The organism is Streptomyces sp. R11, assembly GCF_041051905.1.
In the GTDB taxonomy this organism is placed as follows: Bacteria; Actinomycetota; Actinomycetes; order Streptomycetales; family Streptomycetaceae; genus Streptomyces.
The window spans coordinates 5,660,858-5,674,749 of record NZ_CP163432.1; the positions used below are offsets into that span (position 1 = coordinate 5,660,858).

At 69.9% G+C, this 13,892-nt stretch carries 15 protein-coding genes; 3 read left to right on the plus strand and 12 right to left on the minus strand.

The window, feature by feature from the left end; genetic code table 11:
- The first annotated feature begins 109 nt into the window (after positions 1 to 109).
- A complete protein-coding gene (locus tag AB5J55_RS26295) occupies positions 110 to 517 on the plus strand; it encodes an ATP-binding protein (protein ID WP_369272996.1) in 408 nt (135 codons plus the stop codon).
- A gap of 56 nt (positions 518 to 573) precedes the next feature.
- On the opposite strand, the gene AB5J55_RS26300 is transcribed toward AB5J55_RS26295, so the two are convergent.
- A complete protein-coding gene (locus AB5J55_RS26300; RefSeq protein ID WP_369272997.1) occupies positions 574 to 2,031 on the minus strand; it encodes an ATP-binding protein in 1,458 nt (485 codons plus the stop codon).
- Positions 2,028 to 2,753 carry a response regulator transcription factor gene (locus AB5J55_RS26305; RefSeq protein ID WP_369272998.1) on the minus strand — a complete coding sequence of 242 codons (726 nt, stop codon included), beginning with the start codon at positions 2,751 to 2,753 and terminating at the stop codon, positions 2,028 to 2,030. Before AB5J55_RS26305 ends, AB5J55_RS26300 begins: the two co-directional genes overlap by 4 nt.
- A 165-nt stretch (positions 2,754 to 2,918) precedes the next feature.
- Between AB5J55_RS26305 and AB5J55_RS26310 the strand changes: the two genes are divergently transcribed.
- Positions 2,919 to 5,363, plus strand: coding sequence for an MMPL family transporter (locus AB5J55_RS26310; RefSeq protein ID WP_369276301.1), 2,445 nt, complete (start codon positions 2,919 to 2,921; stop codon positions 5,361 to 5,363).
- An 18-nt stretch (positions 5,364 to 5,381) separates the two neighbouring features.
- Here AB5J55_RS26310 and AB5J55_RS26315 read toward each other — a convergent pair whose 3' ends face one another.
- The 5 genes from AB5J55_RS26315 to AB5J55_RS26335 form a co-directional block, all read right to left on the minus strand.
- Positions 5,382 to 6,167, minus strand: coding sequence for a TetR/AcrR family transcriptional regulator (locus AB5J55_RS26315; RefSeq protein ID WP_369272999.1), 786 nt, complete (start codon positions 6,165 to 6,167; stop codon positions 5,382 to 5,384).
- A 35-nt stretch (positions 6,168 to 6,202) separates the two neighbouring features.
- Entirely contained in the window at positions 6,203 to 7,219 is a 1,017-nt protein-coding gene (locus AB5J55_RS26320; protein ID WP_369273000.1) for a serine protease, read from the minus strand.
- Positions 7,220 to 7,415: 196 nt separating this feature from the next.
- The gene (locus AB5J55_RS26325) at positions 7,416 to 7,916 is read right to left on the minus strand and encodes a thiol-disulfide oxidoreductase DCC family protein (RefSeq protein ID WP_369273001.1); all 501 of its coding nucleotides are present in this window, start codon (positions 7,914 to 7,916) and stop codon (positions 7,416 to 7,418) included.
- A gap of 37 nt (positions 7,917 to 7,953) precedes the next feature.
- A complete protein-coding gene (locus tag AB5J55_RS26330; protein ID WP_369273002.1) occupies positions 7,954 to 8,361 on the minus strand; it encodes a hypothetical protein in 408 nt (135 codons plus the stop codon).
- A 133-nt stretch (positions 8,362 to 8,494) separates the two neighbouring features.
- On the minus strand, positions 8,495 to 8,905 hold the full coding sequence (locus AB5J55_RS26335; RefSeq protein ID WP_369273003.1) for a VOC family protein: 411 nt from the start codon (positions 8,903 to 8,905) through the stop codon (positions 8,495 to 8,497).
- 68 nt (positions 8,906 to 8,973) lie between these two features.
- Here AB5J55_RS26335 and AB5J55_RS26340 point away from each other — a divergent pair, with 68 nt between their 5' ends.
- A complete protein-coding gene (locus AB5J55_RS26340; protein ID WP_369273004.1) occupies positions 8,974 to 9,366 on the plus strand; it encodes a hypothetical protein in 393 nt (130 codons plus the stop codon).
- A gap of 166 nt (positions 9,367 to 9,532) precedes the next feature.
- Here the strand turns inward: AB5J55_RS26340 and AB5J55_RS26345 are convergent, their stop codons facing one another.
- The 5 genes from AB5J55_RS26345 to AB5J55_RS26365 all read right to left on the minus strand — a co-directional run bounded on the left by AB5J55_RS26345 (position 9,533) and on the right by AB5J55_RS26365 (position 13,732).
- Complete coding sequence (locus AB5J55_RS26345; protein ID WP_369273005.1) at positions 9,533 to 10,294, minus strand: succinate dehydrogenase iron-sulfur subunit; 762 nt, start codon at positions 10,292 to 10,294, stop codon at positions 9,533 to 9,535.
- Positions 10,294 to 12,048 carry a succinate dehydrogenase flavoprotein subunit gene (sdhA, locus tag AB5J55_RS26350; RefSeq protein ID WP_369273006.1) on the minus strand — a complete coding sequence of 585 codons (1,755 nt, stop codon included), beginning with the start codon at positions 12,046 to 12,048 and terminating at the stop codon, positions 10,294 to 10,296. Before sdhA ends, AB5J55_RS26345 begins: the two co-directional genes overlap by 1 nt.
- A 22-nt stretch (positions 12,049 to 12,070) precedes the next feature.
- The gene (locus AB5J55_RS26355) at positions 12,071 to 12,553 is read right to left on the minus strand and encodes a succinate dehydrogenase hydrophobic membrane anchor subunit (RefSeq protein ID WP_328879757.1); all 483 of its coding nucleotides are present in this window, start codon (positions 12,551 to 12,553) and stop codon (positions 12,071 to 12,073) included.
- Between the two features lie 5 nt (positions 12,554 to 12,558).
- Positions 12,559 to 12,939, minus strand: coding sequence for a succinate dehydrogenase, cytochrome b556 subunit (gene sdhC, locus AB5J55_RS26360; protein ID WP_079052045.1), 381 nt, complete (start codon positions 12,937 to 12,939; stop codon positions 12,559 to 12,561).
- Between the two features lie 253 nt (positions 12,940 to 13,192).
- A complete protein-coding gene (locus tag AB5J55_RS26365) occupies positions 13,193 to 13,732 on the minus strand; it encodes a 2-oxo-4-hydroxy-4-carboxy-5-ureidoimidazoline decarboxylase (RefSeq protein WP_369273007.1) in 540 nt (179 codons plus the stop codon).
- Positions 13,733 to 13,892 lie beyond the last annotated feature (160 nt).

Here is a 13,892-nt window from a genome sequence, read left to right on the forward strand (position 1 = left end):
TCACCCGGATCTGACGCGATCTCGCGGCCTTGACATTCGCCCGGTGATGCCAAGGGACCGCTCCGCGCTGCACCATGTGTCGAAGGTGTGCGCGGGGTGAGGAGCAAACGTGCTGAGACGCAACGCCTTCCGGCTGCCCCGGCATCCGGCGTCGGTAGGTCTCGCCCGGCACCGCGTCCGGGACCACCTGGCCGACTGGGGGCACGGGCCGCGGGACCCGGCGCTGGAGGACGCGGTGCTGCTCGTCTCCGAGCTGGCCACCAACGTCGTACGGCACGGCCCGCTGCTGGAGCGCGAGTTCGAGGTCGCCGTGACCGCACTCGCCGACGGCTCCTGTCTGATCGAGGTTTCGGACGAGGGCCAACTCACGCTACGCCTGCGGTCGGTGGGGGAGTCGGAGGAGACCGGCCGCGGCCTGCATCTCGTGGAGAACCTGGCCGCGGCGTGGGGCGTGTGGAGCCGGGGGCGGCACGGGAAGACGGTGTGGGCACTCGTCCTCGCCCCCGCCAACCCATGAGACCCGGCAAGCTCTACGAGCGTCAAGGCGCGCCCGAAGGGTAGCGGCGCGCCCTGTCACCTCGACGGCAGCGTCACCGTCACCGCCAGCCCGTCGCCCGGCGCGGTCCGCACCGCCACCTCCCCGCAGTGCGCCTCCACCACCCCCTGCACGATCGCCATCCCCAGTCCGCTGCGCGCGCCCCCGCCGGTCCGGAAGAACCGGTCGAAGACGCGTGCCGCGTCCTCCTCGCACAGCCCCGGCCCCTTGTCCGCGACACACAGCCGTACGACCCCGTCCGCCCGCTCCACACCCAGCCGCACCGGCACGTCGGCGGGCGTGTGCGTGCGGACGTTGCTCAGCAGATTGCCCAGCACCTGCCGCAGCCCCGACTCGTCGGCGTGCACGAGCAGTGTGCCGTCGGCGTCGACGGCGATGGGCCGCTCGGGCTGCTGCACCCGCAGATCCTCCGCGGCCTCGCGCACGAGGCGGCTCAAGTCGACGTTGCGGAACCGCAGTTCGGGCCGCTGGTCGAGGCGGGCCAGGGTGAGCAGCTCGTCGACGAGACGCCCCATGCGGTCGACCTCGCCGTTCATCCGGTCCCAGGCCCGTCTGCGTTCGGCCGGGCCGGTGAGCATCCCCTTGTCGTACAGCTGGAGGTAGCCGCGTATCGCGGACAGCGGGGTGCGCAGTTCGTGCGAGGCGTCGCCGACGAACTGGCGCAACTGGGCCGCGCTGCGCTCGCGCGTGCGGTAGGCCGACTCGACCTGGTGGAGCATGGAGTTGAGGGCGACCCGGAGCTGTTCCACCTCCAGGGTCGAGTCGCGGCTGGAGGGGATCCGCCGGGTCAGATCGCCGTCGGCGATGGCCGACGAGGTCTCCACCATGCTCTCCAGCGGCCGCATCCAGCGCAGCACGCTGATCATGGTCAGGCAGGCGAGCAGCGCCAGCAGCAGGGCGCCGACGGCGAGGTCCATCCGCAGTGCCTTGCCCATGCCCTCGTGCAGGCCCTCGGTCGGCATGGCGATCAGCACGACGGTGCCGTCCGACAGCCGTGCGCCGACCATCCGGTGGCGGTCACCCTCGACCCGTACGTCCCGGGGCTCCTCGTCGACGGCGAAGACGACCGGGTCCTTCGCGGCGGCGGCGAGGGCGTGCTGCCGGGGTGTCGGCTGCAAGGGGCCCAGGGCCACCGGCTTACCGCCGGAGTCGACCGCGACGTACACCATGCTCGGGCTCGGCAGCGGGTCGGTGTCCGTGGCTCCGCCGCCGTTGAACCTGTCCAGCGCGATGCCCAGTTCGCTCAGCGACTCGATCTGCCGCAGGGTGAACCCGGCGCTCTGCAGTGCGGTCCGCGCCCCCTGGAGTTCGGTGTCCACCTTGTCGAGCAGGTAGAACCGCGCGGTCATGAGGCTGACCGCGGTCGCCACGACGATGCCGACGGCCAGCAGCGCGACGTTCGCCAGCGTCAGCTTGCCGCGCAGCGAGTGGATGCCGCGCCGGCGGCAGACGTCGAGGATCCCGGCGAGCCTCATGCCAGCCCGTATCCGACGCCCCGCCGGGTGGTGATCACCGGCGGTCCCAGGGTGTCCAGCTTGCGCCGCAGATAGCTGATGTAGGTCTCCACGACGGTCGACTCGGGCGGCGTGTGCTCGTACTGCCAGACGTGGCGCAGGAGTTGCTCCTTGGGCACGATCCGGCCGCCGTTGCGCACCAGGAAGCGCAGCAGGGCGTACTCGGTCGGGGTGAGTTCGACGGTGCGGCCCGCGCGGTGGACCGAGTACGTCGTCTCGTCCAGCTCCAGGTCGCCGTACCGCAGGGGCGGTCGCTGCGGCAGGACGTCGGCCGGGCGGGTGCGGCGCAGGACCGCCGTGACGCGGGCTATGACCTCGTCGATGTTGAACGGCTTGGTGATGTAGTCGTCGCCGAAGCCGAGGGCGCCGACGATCTCGGCGGGGGAGTCGCGCGCGGTGAGGAAGACGAGCGCCAGGTCGGGCCGCCGCTCGCGCAGTTCCCGCCCGAGCGCCCGGCCGTCCCCGTCCGGGAGCATGACGTCGAGCAGCGCCGCGTCGATGGGGGTCCCCCCGCGCGAGCCTGTTCGAGCGTGGGGGAGGGTGCGCTCTACCAGCGTGAGCGCCTCGCGGACCGTGCCCGCGGTCATGACCTCGAAGCGGTGGTAGCGCAGGGCGATCGCGAGGACGTCCGCGATGCTCTCCTCGTCCTCCACGATCAGCACGGTGCCTGAAGCCGTCGTCATGCCCCCAGTATCGGCTGCGCCACTGACAGTCGGGTGGGCCGGCCGCTTTGGAGTTCCTTGAGAGTCATGGCCATCGCCTGCCACGCGCGCGCGGCGCCGCCAATCCTGTTGCCCAGGACCTGGGGGACCGACCGAACCGAATAAGGAGCGTTGAGCGTGGCGGCATTGGCACGGTGGTGCTATCGGCACTGGCTGGTGGTCCTGTTGCTGTGGTTGGGGGCACTGTTCGGCCTGGGGGCGGCGAGTTCGGCCGCGGGCACGAACTACGCGAACGTTTTCTCCCTCCCGAACACGGACTCCACGACCGCGTACGACCTGATGGAGAAGGCCTTCCCGGAGCGCGCGGGCGACACCGACACGGTGGTGTGGAAGGTGGACGGGGACGGCGGGACGTCCGTCCGGGACGAGTCCGTACGGTCCCGGATCGAGCCCGCGCTCGAGGAGATCGGGCGGATGAAGGGCGTCGGTGAGGTCACCGACCCGTACGCGGCGCAGGGAGCCGCGCAGATCAGCCGGGACGGGCGGATCGCGTACGCCCAGATCACCTTCACCGAGCAGGCGAACGCCATCCCGAAGGAGCTGATCGAGGACGTCGTCGACACGGCGCAGGCCGCCGAACGCGACGGACTCCAGGTCGAGCTGGGCGGCCAGGCGATCGCCCGCACCCAGGAGCCGCCGCAGGGCACGGCGGAGGCGGTCGGCATCCTCGCCGCCGCGGTCGTGCTGTTCCTGGCGTTCGGCTCGCTCTTCGCGATGCTGCTGCCGATCGTCGTGGCGATCGCGGGCGTCGGCACCGGCCTGATCGGGACGATGCTGCTCAGCCATGTCACGGACGTGCCCGAAGTGGCCCCGCTGCTCGGCTCGTTGATCGGCCTCGGCGTCGGCATCGACTACGCCCTGTTCATCGTCACCCGGCACCGCCGCGGCATCCTGCGCGGGATGAAGCCGGAGGAGTCGGCGGCGACGGCCCTCAACACCTCCGGGCGCGCCGTGCTGTTCGCGGGCGGCACCGTGTGCATCGCGCTCGCCGGCATGCTGGTGATGAACATGCGGTTCCTGGACGGCGTGGTCGTCGCGACCTCCCTGACGGTCGTCCTGAGCGTGCTGGCCGCGATCACCCTGCTGCCCGCCCTTCTCGGCCTGCTCGGCATGCGCGTCCTCAGCCGCCGGCAGCGGCGCCGGCTCGCCGCCGCGGGACCGGAGCCGGAGGACGCGAGCGGCCTCGCGGCGCGCTGGTCGGCGTACGTCCAAAGGCGCCCGCGTCGGCTCGCGGCGCTGGCCGTCGTGGTCATGGCGGTTCTCGCGATCCCGGTGCTGTCGCTCCGCCTCGGCGCCACCGACCAGGGCAACCACCAGGAGTCGACCACGACCCGGCAGGCCTACGACCTGCTCGCCGAGGGCTTCGGGCCCGGCGTCAACGGCCCGCTCCAGGTGGTCGTCGAGGGCGACGCCCCCGCCGGGCTGGTCGACGGCATCCGGTCGACCGAGGGCGTCGCCCAGGTGGCCGCCGCCCCGCCCGCGAACGGCGTCACGGTCATCCAGGTCGTACCGACCACATCACCCCAGTCCGAGCAGACGGACCAACTGATCGACCGGCTGCGCGACGACGTGATCCCGAAGTCCGGGGCCGAGGCCCATGTCGGCGGAGTGACGGCGGTCTTCAAGGACTTCGCCGCGGTGACCGGCGATCGGCTGCCGTACTTCGTCGCCACCATCATCGCGCTCGGCTTCCTGTTGCTGATGGTGGCCTTCCGCTCGCTGGTGGTGCCGCTGACGGCCGCCCTGATGAACCTGATCGCGGCGGCGGCGTCCTTCGGCGTCCTGGTGGCGATCTTCCAGTGGGGCTGGGGAACCGAACTGATCGGCGTCGGCAAGGAGGGGCCGATCACGTCCTTCCTGCCGGTCATCATGCTGTCCCTGCTGTTCGGCCTCTCCATGGACTACCAGGTGTTCCTGGTGAGCCGGATGCACGAGGAGTGGGTGCACACGAGGGACAACGCGCGCGCGGTGCGCGTCGGCCTCGCGGAGACCAGCCGGGTCATCAACTCGGCCGCCCTGATCATGATCTGTGTGTTCAGCGCGTTCGTGCTGAGCGGCGACATGGAGGGCGCCATGGCGGGCATCGGCCTCGCGGCCGCCGTCGCCCTGGACGCGTTCATCCTGCGTACGGCCCTGGTGCCGGCCGCGATGCACCTGCTCGGCAAGTCCAACTGGTGGCTGCCGGACTGGATGGAGAAGCGGCTGCCGCACCTGGCGGTCGAGCCGAAGGAGGAGGCGGTCGCGCCGGCGGCCGAGGAGGAGCCGGCCGGGGCGGGCCGGGCCTCGGTCGTGCACGGGTACGTCCGCGCCGCCGACGGTGAGCCGGTCGACGGCGCGGCGGTGACACTGCTGACGAAGGGCGGGCGCCAGGTGGACCGGGTGACGTCGCTGGCGGACGGCTCGTACATCGTGTCCGTGCCGGCGCCCGGGACGTATCTGCTGGCGACGACCGCCCCGTCGTACGGGTCGCGGGCGGGGCAGGTCGTCGTGACGGACGGGCCGCTCGTGCACGACGTCGAGCTGACCGAGGGCGAGGTGGACGCCGCGCCGCGCGGGGGCGGCGTCAACTGACGGGCGCGGACGGAGGCTTCAGGGGCGCTCGTCCTCGACGGGCGCCTCCTTGCCCTTCGTACTGTCCTTCGCCCTGCCCTTCGCCGGGTCCGGCAGTGCGTTCGTCATCCCGGGCAGGAAGTCCGTGAACAGCTCGTGCACGTCACGCACCAGCGGCCGCAGCACCCGGAACCGCGCCAGCGCCACACCCCGGGCGGTCAGCCGGGCGGACCGCTCGGCCAGCCGATAGCTGCGCTCGCGCCCCTCGGTCCGGTCGAAGATCCAGTACAGGACGAGCCCCATCTGGCCGAGCCACATCATCTCGGGCAGTACGTCCCTGAGGTCCTCGGGCACCTTGGTCTTCGCCGAGCCCGCAAGCACCTGCCGGTGGATGTCGATGGCCTCCTCGCGCGCGTGCTCCGACTCGGCGGAGAAGGGGCTGAGCGGGCTGTCGGGATCGGCGGCGTTCTTGAAGAACTGCACCGCGAACTCGTGGTACGGCGTGGCGATGTCCAACCACACCTTCAGCACGCCCGCGAGCCGCGCCTCCAGGTCGGTCTCGCGGGCCAGGACGTCCCGGATCGCCGCTCGGTGCTCGGCGGCGATCCGGTCGTAGAAGCCCTGGATCAGATGTTCCTTGCCCGCGAAGTAGTAGTACGCGTTGCCGACGGAGACCCCGGCCTCCTGGGCGATCGCCCGCATCGTCGTCTTGTCGTAGCCGCGCTCCTGGAACAGCCGCATGGCCGTCTCCAGGATGAGCGCACGGGTCTGCTCGGACTTGCTGGGCGCATCGCCCTGTTCAGGGCTGTCGTTCTTCGAGGACACGGAAGGAGCCTAACGAGTGGCGTTTCGGCCGCCGGTCAGGAGGCCTGCGCCGCCTGGTAGAGGTTCTGGGCGTCGGCGCCGAAGTACGGGCCGTACATCCGGTTCGGCAGGAAGTTGTACTTGAAGCTGTTCACCGAGGACAGCAGGCCGGTGCCCGTGGCCTCGTTGAACTGCGTGAACCAGGGGCCGCCACTGGAGCCGCCGGTCATGTTGCAGTTCATGCCGTGGTCGTCGGACAGCAGGAAGTCCCGGTTGGTGTTGCCGCTGCAGTAGATGAACTTCTCGCCGTCGTACGGGGCCGCGGCCGGGAAGCCGAACGCGTACATGCGCAGGTTGTAGCCGGTGTTGAAGGCCAGCCCCTGTCCGCCGACGGCGTCGGTGAGCAGCTTGCCGTCCAGCGGGGCGACGACCGCCGCGCCGACGTCGTAGTTGATGTCCTCGCTCGCCGTCCACTGCGGGGTGGACAGGGTCTTCGACGCGGTCCAGCGGCCATGGGGAGCCTGTCCGTCGTGGTAGCCGGGCACGAAGACCCAGTTGGTGTGCCAGGCGCCCTCCAGCTTCACGCAGTGGCCCGCCGTGATCACGGTGCTCTTGTTGGCGCTGGTGACGGCGTTGCCGGAGCAGGACGCCGTACGGCCCTGGTACGTGAAGAACACGCGGCCCGCGGTGGACACGACCGCTCCGCCGCCGGTCCACTGGCCGCCGCTGTTCGGGAAGGCCAGGAGGCCGATGTCGGAGGCGGTGCGGCCGGCCGGCGCGCTGGGCGCGACGGTGGTCGCCGTGCCCTTGCGGGGCGCCGAGCCGCCGTCGATGTGCCCGTTCACGGTCACCAGGTCGAGCGGGGTGGCCGCGCGCATCCGTTCCGATGTCCAGAACTCACGGGCCTGCTGCTGTGCGCCGGCCGAGACCGGGCTGACGCCGGTCGGGGTGTCGGACCTCGGCGCGGCGCCCGCGGGTGTGGCGAGGGCGCCGGCGGTGAGCAGCGCGGTGAAGCCGACCAGAGCGCCGAGGAGGGGGCGGGGTATGCGGGTGACGCGGGGTATGCCTCTCACGCGTACTCCTTCTGCGATGGGGGGACCGGGCGACCGGGTGGGGCGCCGCCCGGCGGACGACAGACAGTCGGTGCGAGTGCGCAGTGGTGAACCGGGGGCAGCGTGCCAACCCCAGCACGGTTTTGGAAGGGTGCATGCCAAACCGGTGTCCCAAAACGTGCCGTTCAGGACGAGTTGGGCCCGCTCGGCACCCGCGTCAGCGCGTGGCGCAGGTGCCGCTCTCGCAGCCCGGCGGCTCGTACGTCCAGCCCCGGCTCGTGTCGTACGACCACCCGTCCGCACGCCGGTAGGTCCGCCCGCCCCGGCGTGTCCCGTCCCACTGCCCCCCTCGCCACTTGGCGGCGGCGAGCACGGCCCCCTTGGCGAGCCGTGCCCCCGACGGGGTGCTGAGGCGATGCGCGAGCGGCCGGTGCTCGCGCAGGGCCCACAGGGTGACGATCCAGGCGGCGCCGCCCCGGTAGACCTGCCCCGCGTCGCCGACGACGGTGATCTCGGCGAGAGTGGCGCTGTGGTCGAGCCCGGGGTAGCGCCGCCGCGCCTCGTCGGACCCGGCGGCCACGAAGTCCAGCGGCACCAGCTGGGGCTGCCGTACGAGCCAGTCGTGCAGGAAGGTGCACAGGGAGCACTGGGCGTCGTAGAGGACGGTCAGACGGCGGACCTGAGCCCCGGGCGTGTCGGTCGCGACGCGGTCCGCCACGGCGTCCGTCCTGCCGGTCGCCTCGCCGGGCATCCGCTCACGCCCCGGCCGTCGGAGCTACCCAGTCCTGCGGCGCGACCGGCGGCGTCTGCTCCCGCTCCATGACACTGCGCCGCCGGATCTTGTTGAGCACGTAGACGTTGCCCAGGTGCATCACGCCGAGCACCAGGAGCACCACGCCGAGCTTGGTCGACAGGGCCTCGAAGACCCCGCGAGTGTCCACGACGGTGTCGTCGTCGCTCAGGTACAGGGCGACGAAGCCGAGGTTGACGAGGTAGAAGCCGACCACCAGCAGGTGGTTCACGGCGTCGGCGAGCTTCTCGTTCCCGCGCAGCACGTCGGCGAGGAAGATCCGTCCGTTGCGGCTGAGAGTGCGGGCCACCCAGATGGTCAGGGCGATGCTGACGACCAGGTAGATGACGTAGGCGATGACCGTGCGGTCCATGACGCCTCCCCCTCCTTGAACACGTTCAAAATGCTGACAGTGAAGACTCTAGAGCTGTCTTTGAACGTGTTCAACTCGATTGCGTGAGGCCTGCGTCACGTACCTCTCCAGTGCGCGGTCCGCCGTGCTTCGGTCAGGGCCTGCGCCCGAGCATCGGCCGTTTGGAGTAGTCCGTGAACCCGACGACGTTCCCCCAGGGATCGGCGATCTCGACCGTCCAGCCGGTGGCCACGGAGGCGGGCTCGTCGAGCAGCACGATGCCCGCCTCGGTCAACGCCCGCCCCGCCGCACGCGCGTCCGGCACCTCCAGCCATACGCGCGTGGTGGGCCAGGGGGGCGGCCGGTACCCCAGCCCTTCCTCGGTGCGCAGCAGGATCCCCGGCGTCTCGCCGCCGACCTTCAGCCCCGCGATCCCGGCCTCGTCGAGCCGGAACCCGACCGCGAACCCGGCGCGCTCGTAGAACGCGAGGGCCTCGCCGAGGTCGCCGACGGGCAGCAGCACGTTGTCGAACCCGAGCAGTTCGTACGACTCGTCATCTGACATACCGTCAGGGTAAGGCGATGATCGGCGGGAACCGGTGATTGTCAGTGGTGGCTCGTACTGTCGTCGTCATGGGAATCGTGACGTTCGTCGACGAGACGACAAGCGGGGGCCGTAGCGACGGCTGGGGGCTCGAGATCGCCGAGGAGCGTCTCACCGTGCGCGAGTTGATCCGGCGTCGGGTCTTCCAGGAGGTCGCCGAGTACAACGCGCGCACACCGGAGGTCTTCCAGGGGCTGGTGCAGCCAACGGACGCGGAGCGCGCGCTGAACGGCCGGGCGGTGCGCACCCGCCGCCGGACGGACCCCGAGGCCCAGACCGAGCAGGCGCTCAAGGCCTTCGCCGGCAACGGATTCCTCGTGCTCGTCGGCGACCGTCAGGTCACCGACCTCGACGACGAGATCGAGCTCGGGCGCGACACCGAGATCACGTTCCTGAAGCTCGTACCGCTGGTGGGTGGCTGATGACCGAGTCGCTCACGTTCGCCGAGATGGCCGACGGCCACTGGGGTCACGAGCTGTAAAAGGGCGCACGCGCGCGACGCAGCGTGTTCTGCCGTGCGTACCTGAACACCACAGGGCCCCGTTCCCGAAGTGACGGAAACGGGGCCCTGATGTGGACCTGGGAGGGTCAGAACCGCCGAGTGATCAGCGCCTTCTTGACCTCCGCGATCGCCTTCGTGACCTCAATGCCGCGCGGGCAGGCGTCCGTGCAGTTGAACGTCGTGCGGCAGCGCCACACGCCGTCCTTGTCGTTGAGGATCTCCAGGCGCTGCTCGCCGGCCTCGTCGCGCGAGTCGAAGATGAAGCGGTGCGCGTTGACGATGGCGGCCGGCCCGAAGTACTGGCCGTCGTTCCAGAAGACCGGGCACGAGGAGGTGCAGGCGGCGCACAGGATGCACTTCGTCGTGTCGTCGAAGCGCTCACGGTCCTCGGCCGTCTGGAAGCGCTCGCGCGTCGGCTCGTTCGTGTCCTTCGTGATGAGGAAGGGCATGACGTCGCGGTACGCCTGGAAGAACGGCTCCATGTCGACCACGAGGTCCTTCAGGACCGTCAGGCCCTTGATGGGCTCGACCGTGATCGGCTTCTCGGGGTTGATGTCCTTGATCAGCGTCTTGCACGCGAGGCGGTTCTTGCCGTTGATCCGCATCGCGTCCGAACCGCAGATGCCGTGGGCGCACGAGCGGCGGAAGGTCAGCGTGCCGTCGATGTCCCACTTGATCTTGTGGAGACCGTCGAGGACGCGCTCCTTGGGGTCGATCTCCAGCTCGAAGTCTTCCCACACAGCCTCTGCGGAGACTTCCGGGTTGAAGCGGCGGACCCGGAACGTGACCGTGATGTACGGGGAGGCCGTGGACTCCGCCTCGACCTTGTCCATAACGGGGGTTGCCATCAGTACTTACGCTCCATCGGCTGGTAGCGGGTCTGGACGACCGGCTTGTAGTCGAGACGAATGGACTCCGTGCCGTCGTCGCCGACCTCGCGGTACGCCATGGTGTGGCGCATGAAGTTGACGTCGTCGCGGTTCGGGTAGTCCTCGCGGTAGTGACCGCCGCGGGACTCCTTGCGGGCCAGGGCCGAAACCGCCATGACCTCGGCGAGGTCCAGGAGGTTGCCGAGCTCGATGGCCTCCAGCAGGTCCGTGTTGAACCGCTTGCCCTTGTCCTGGATCGAGACGTTCTTGTAGCGCTCGCGCAGCTCCGCGATCTTCTCGACCGCCGTCTTGATCGTCTGCTCGGTACGGAACACCATGACGTTGGCGTCCATGGTCTCCTGCAGCTCCTTGCGGAGCGTGGCCACCCGCTCGGTGCCGGTGGACGTGCGCAGGCGCTCCACCTGGCTGACCACCAGCTCCGCCGGGTTCTCCGGCAGCTCGACGAAGTCCGCCTTCTGGCTGTACTCAGCCGCCGCGATGCCGGCCCGGCGGCCGAACACGTTGATGTCCAGGAGGCTGTTCGTGCCCAGCCGGTTCGCGCCGTGGACGGACACGCAGGCGACCTCGCCGGCCGCGTACAGCCCCGGGACGACGGTCGTGTTGTCGCTGAGGACCTCACCCTCGACGTTCGTCGGGATGCCGCCCATGGCGTAGTGCGCGGTGGGCTGGATCGGGATCGGGTCCGTGTACGGCTCGATACCGAGGTAGGTGCGCGCGAACTCCGTGATGTCGGGCAGCTTCGCGTCCAGCTGCTCCGGCGGGAGGTGCGTGAGGTCCAGGAAGACGTGGTCGCCCTCGGGACCGCAGCCACGGCCCTCGCGGATCTCCGTGTAGATGGAGCGGGACACGACGTCTCGGGACGCGAGGTCCTTCATGACCGGCGCGTACTTCTCCATGAAGCGCTCGCCGTCCTTGTTGCGGAGGATGCCGCCCTCACCACGGGCGCCCTCCGTCAGCAGGATGCCCATGCGCCAGATGCCGGTCGGGTGGAACTGGAAGAACTCCATGTCCTCCAGCGGCAGACCCCGGCGGTACACGGCCGCCTGGCCGTCACCGGTCAGCGTGTGCGCGTTCGACGTCACCTTGAAGAACTTGCCGGTGCCGCCGGACGCGTAGATCACGGCCTTCGCCTGGAAGACGTGGATCTCGCCGGTCGCCAGTTCGTAGGCGACCACACCGGCGGACCTCTTGACGCCGTCCACCTCGGTGATCAGCTGGTCGAGGACGTAGAACTCGTTGAAGAACTCCACGCCGTGCTTGACGCAGTTCTGGTACAGCGTCTGGAGGATCATGTGGCCGGTGCGGTCGGCCGCGTAGCAGGACCGGCGGACCGGGGCCTCGCCGTGGTTACGGCTGTGACCGCCGAAGCGGCGCTGGTCGATGGTGCCGTTCGGGGTGCGGTTGAACGGCAGGCCCATCTTCTCCAGGTCGAGGACCGAGTCGATGGCCTCCTTCGCCAGGATCTCGGCGGCGTCCTGGTCGACCAGGTAGTCACCGCCCTTGACCGTGTCGAAGGTGTGCCACTCCCAGTTGTCCTCCTCCACGTTGGCCAGCGCGGCGGCCATGCCGCCCTGCGCGGCGCCCGTGTGGGAGCGGGTGGGGTACAGCTTGGTCAGCACGGCGGTGCGGCTGCGCTTCGTGGACTCGATGGCCGCGCGCATGCCCGCGCCACCGGCGCCGACGATGACGGTGTCGTACTTGTGGATCTTCATGGTGGTTGCCTCAGCCCCGTGCCTAGCGGATGTTCGGGTCGAAGGTGAAGATCACCAGCGTGCCCAGCAGGATGGTGAACACCGTGGCGGTGTAGAGCAGGCCCTTCAGCCACAGCCGGGTGTTCGCGCGCTCCGCGTAGTCGTTGATGACCGTGCGCAGGCCGTTGGCGCCGTGCAGCATCGCGAGCCACAGCATCAGCAGGTCCCAGACCTGCCAGAACGGGGACGCCCAGCGGCCCGCGACGAACGCGAACCCGATCTTGGACACGCCGCCGTCCAGCACGAGCTGGATCAGCAGGTGGCCGATGACCAGGACGACCAGCACGACGCCGGACAGGCGCATGAACAGCCAGGCGGCCATCTCGAAGTTGCCCCGCGTGGACTTCGGGGTCTTCTTGGTGCGCTGGCGCGGTGCCTCGATGTAGGGGGCCGGGTTGTCGACGTTGTAGAGGGACTCGCCCTCGACCGGGCCGATACCGGTGGCGGTCTTCTCAGTGGTGGACATGCGCGTCAGCTCCCGAACAGTTCACGAGCGGCGTGGCCGAGGACGGGGTAGATCGCCCCGAGCATCAGCACGACCCACAGGCCGACGACGGACCAGAGCATCTGCTTCTGGTAGCGCGGGCCCTTCGACCAGAAGTCGACAGCGATGACACGCAGGCCGTTGAGCGCGTGGAACAGGATGGCGGCGACGAGGCCGTACTCCAGCAGCGCGACGATCGGCGTCTTGTACGTGGCTACGACCTTGTCGTAGTCCTCGGGGGAGACACGCACGAGAGCGGTGTCCAGCACGTGAACGAACAGGAAGAAGAAAATGAGGACGCCGGTGACTCGATGAGCCACCCAGGACCACATTCCTTCCCGGCCGCGGTACAGCGTTCCAGCCGGCACGGAAGTTCCTCCGGGAGCGGGGATTGGGGCCGCGCCGGCTTGTGCTGTCGGTCGGGCCCGGCCGGGTACGGTCCACCGGCCCTCAGCATCGTATCCACGTGGCGCCGCGCAGCTGAGCGGGGGGCTGCGTATGTGATCAAAGTGGCACGCGGATGGGGTATTGGCGGCCAATGGGATGGAATGTTCGGTTATCCATCGGGTGTGGCGCCATTGACGCTGGTCGCGCGCCCGCGCGGCCGTGGCCGCGCATCGATTACAGCCCCGCGCCCCTGAGGGAATCCAGCAACCGCCCCTTCGCCAGGCGGCGCAGTTCCTCCGCCGCGACGACCCGTTCCTCCTCAGGATCGTTCGTCAAACGTGACCGGATTCCCGCCAGTGCCTGGTCCAGGGCCTCGTTCGGCGACAGGTTGTCCACGCAGATCACGAACGCGTGGCCGAATTTCGCCTCGTATGCGGCATGCGCGGCGCTGAGTGCCGTATGGGCCGCCCCGTACACACCCTCCGGCAGCACCGGCAACGTTTCTCCAGCCAGGGCCTGCGCCAGATCGCCCGGAGCCAGGTCGTAGGCCGCCTCGTCGGACGCGGCCAGCAGGGACTCGACGTCGGGATACGGGCGGTGGTCGGCGAGGCGGTCGGCCCAGCGGGGGCTGTGCAGGCAGGCCAGAAGGGCGCGCCGGACCGTGTCGGCAGGGGCGGCGTTGAACGCCTCCAGCGCGTCCGGGGACGGTGGAGTGCGGGTCTGCTCGGGCAGCGACGGTATGGCGACTCGGCCAGGAAGGTGTGTGGGCGTCACGTGGTTTCGACTGGAGATTTTGGGGGAGGAGTGGCGCCACGTTACCGAGTGTGGACGTGAGGTGTCCGACGGATGCCCGAATTTCAGTCGAACGGGAGAGTTTCGGAACGCTCGCTGGACGGCCCGTCGGACGGCGGGCCGAGCCCGAAGGGCCTAGGTT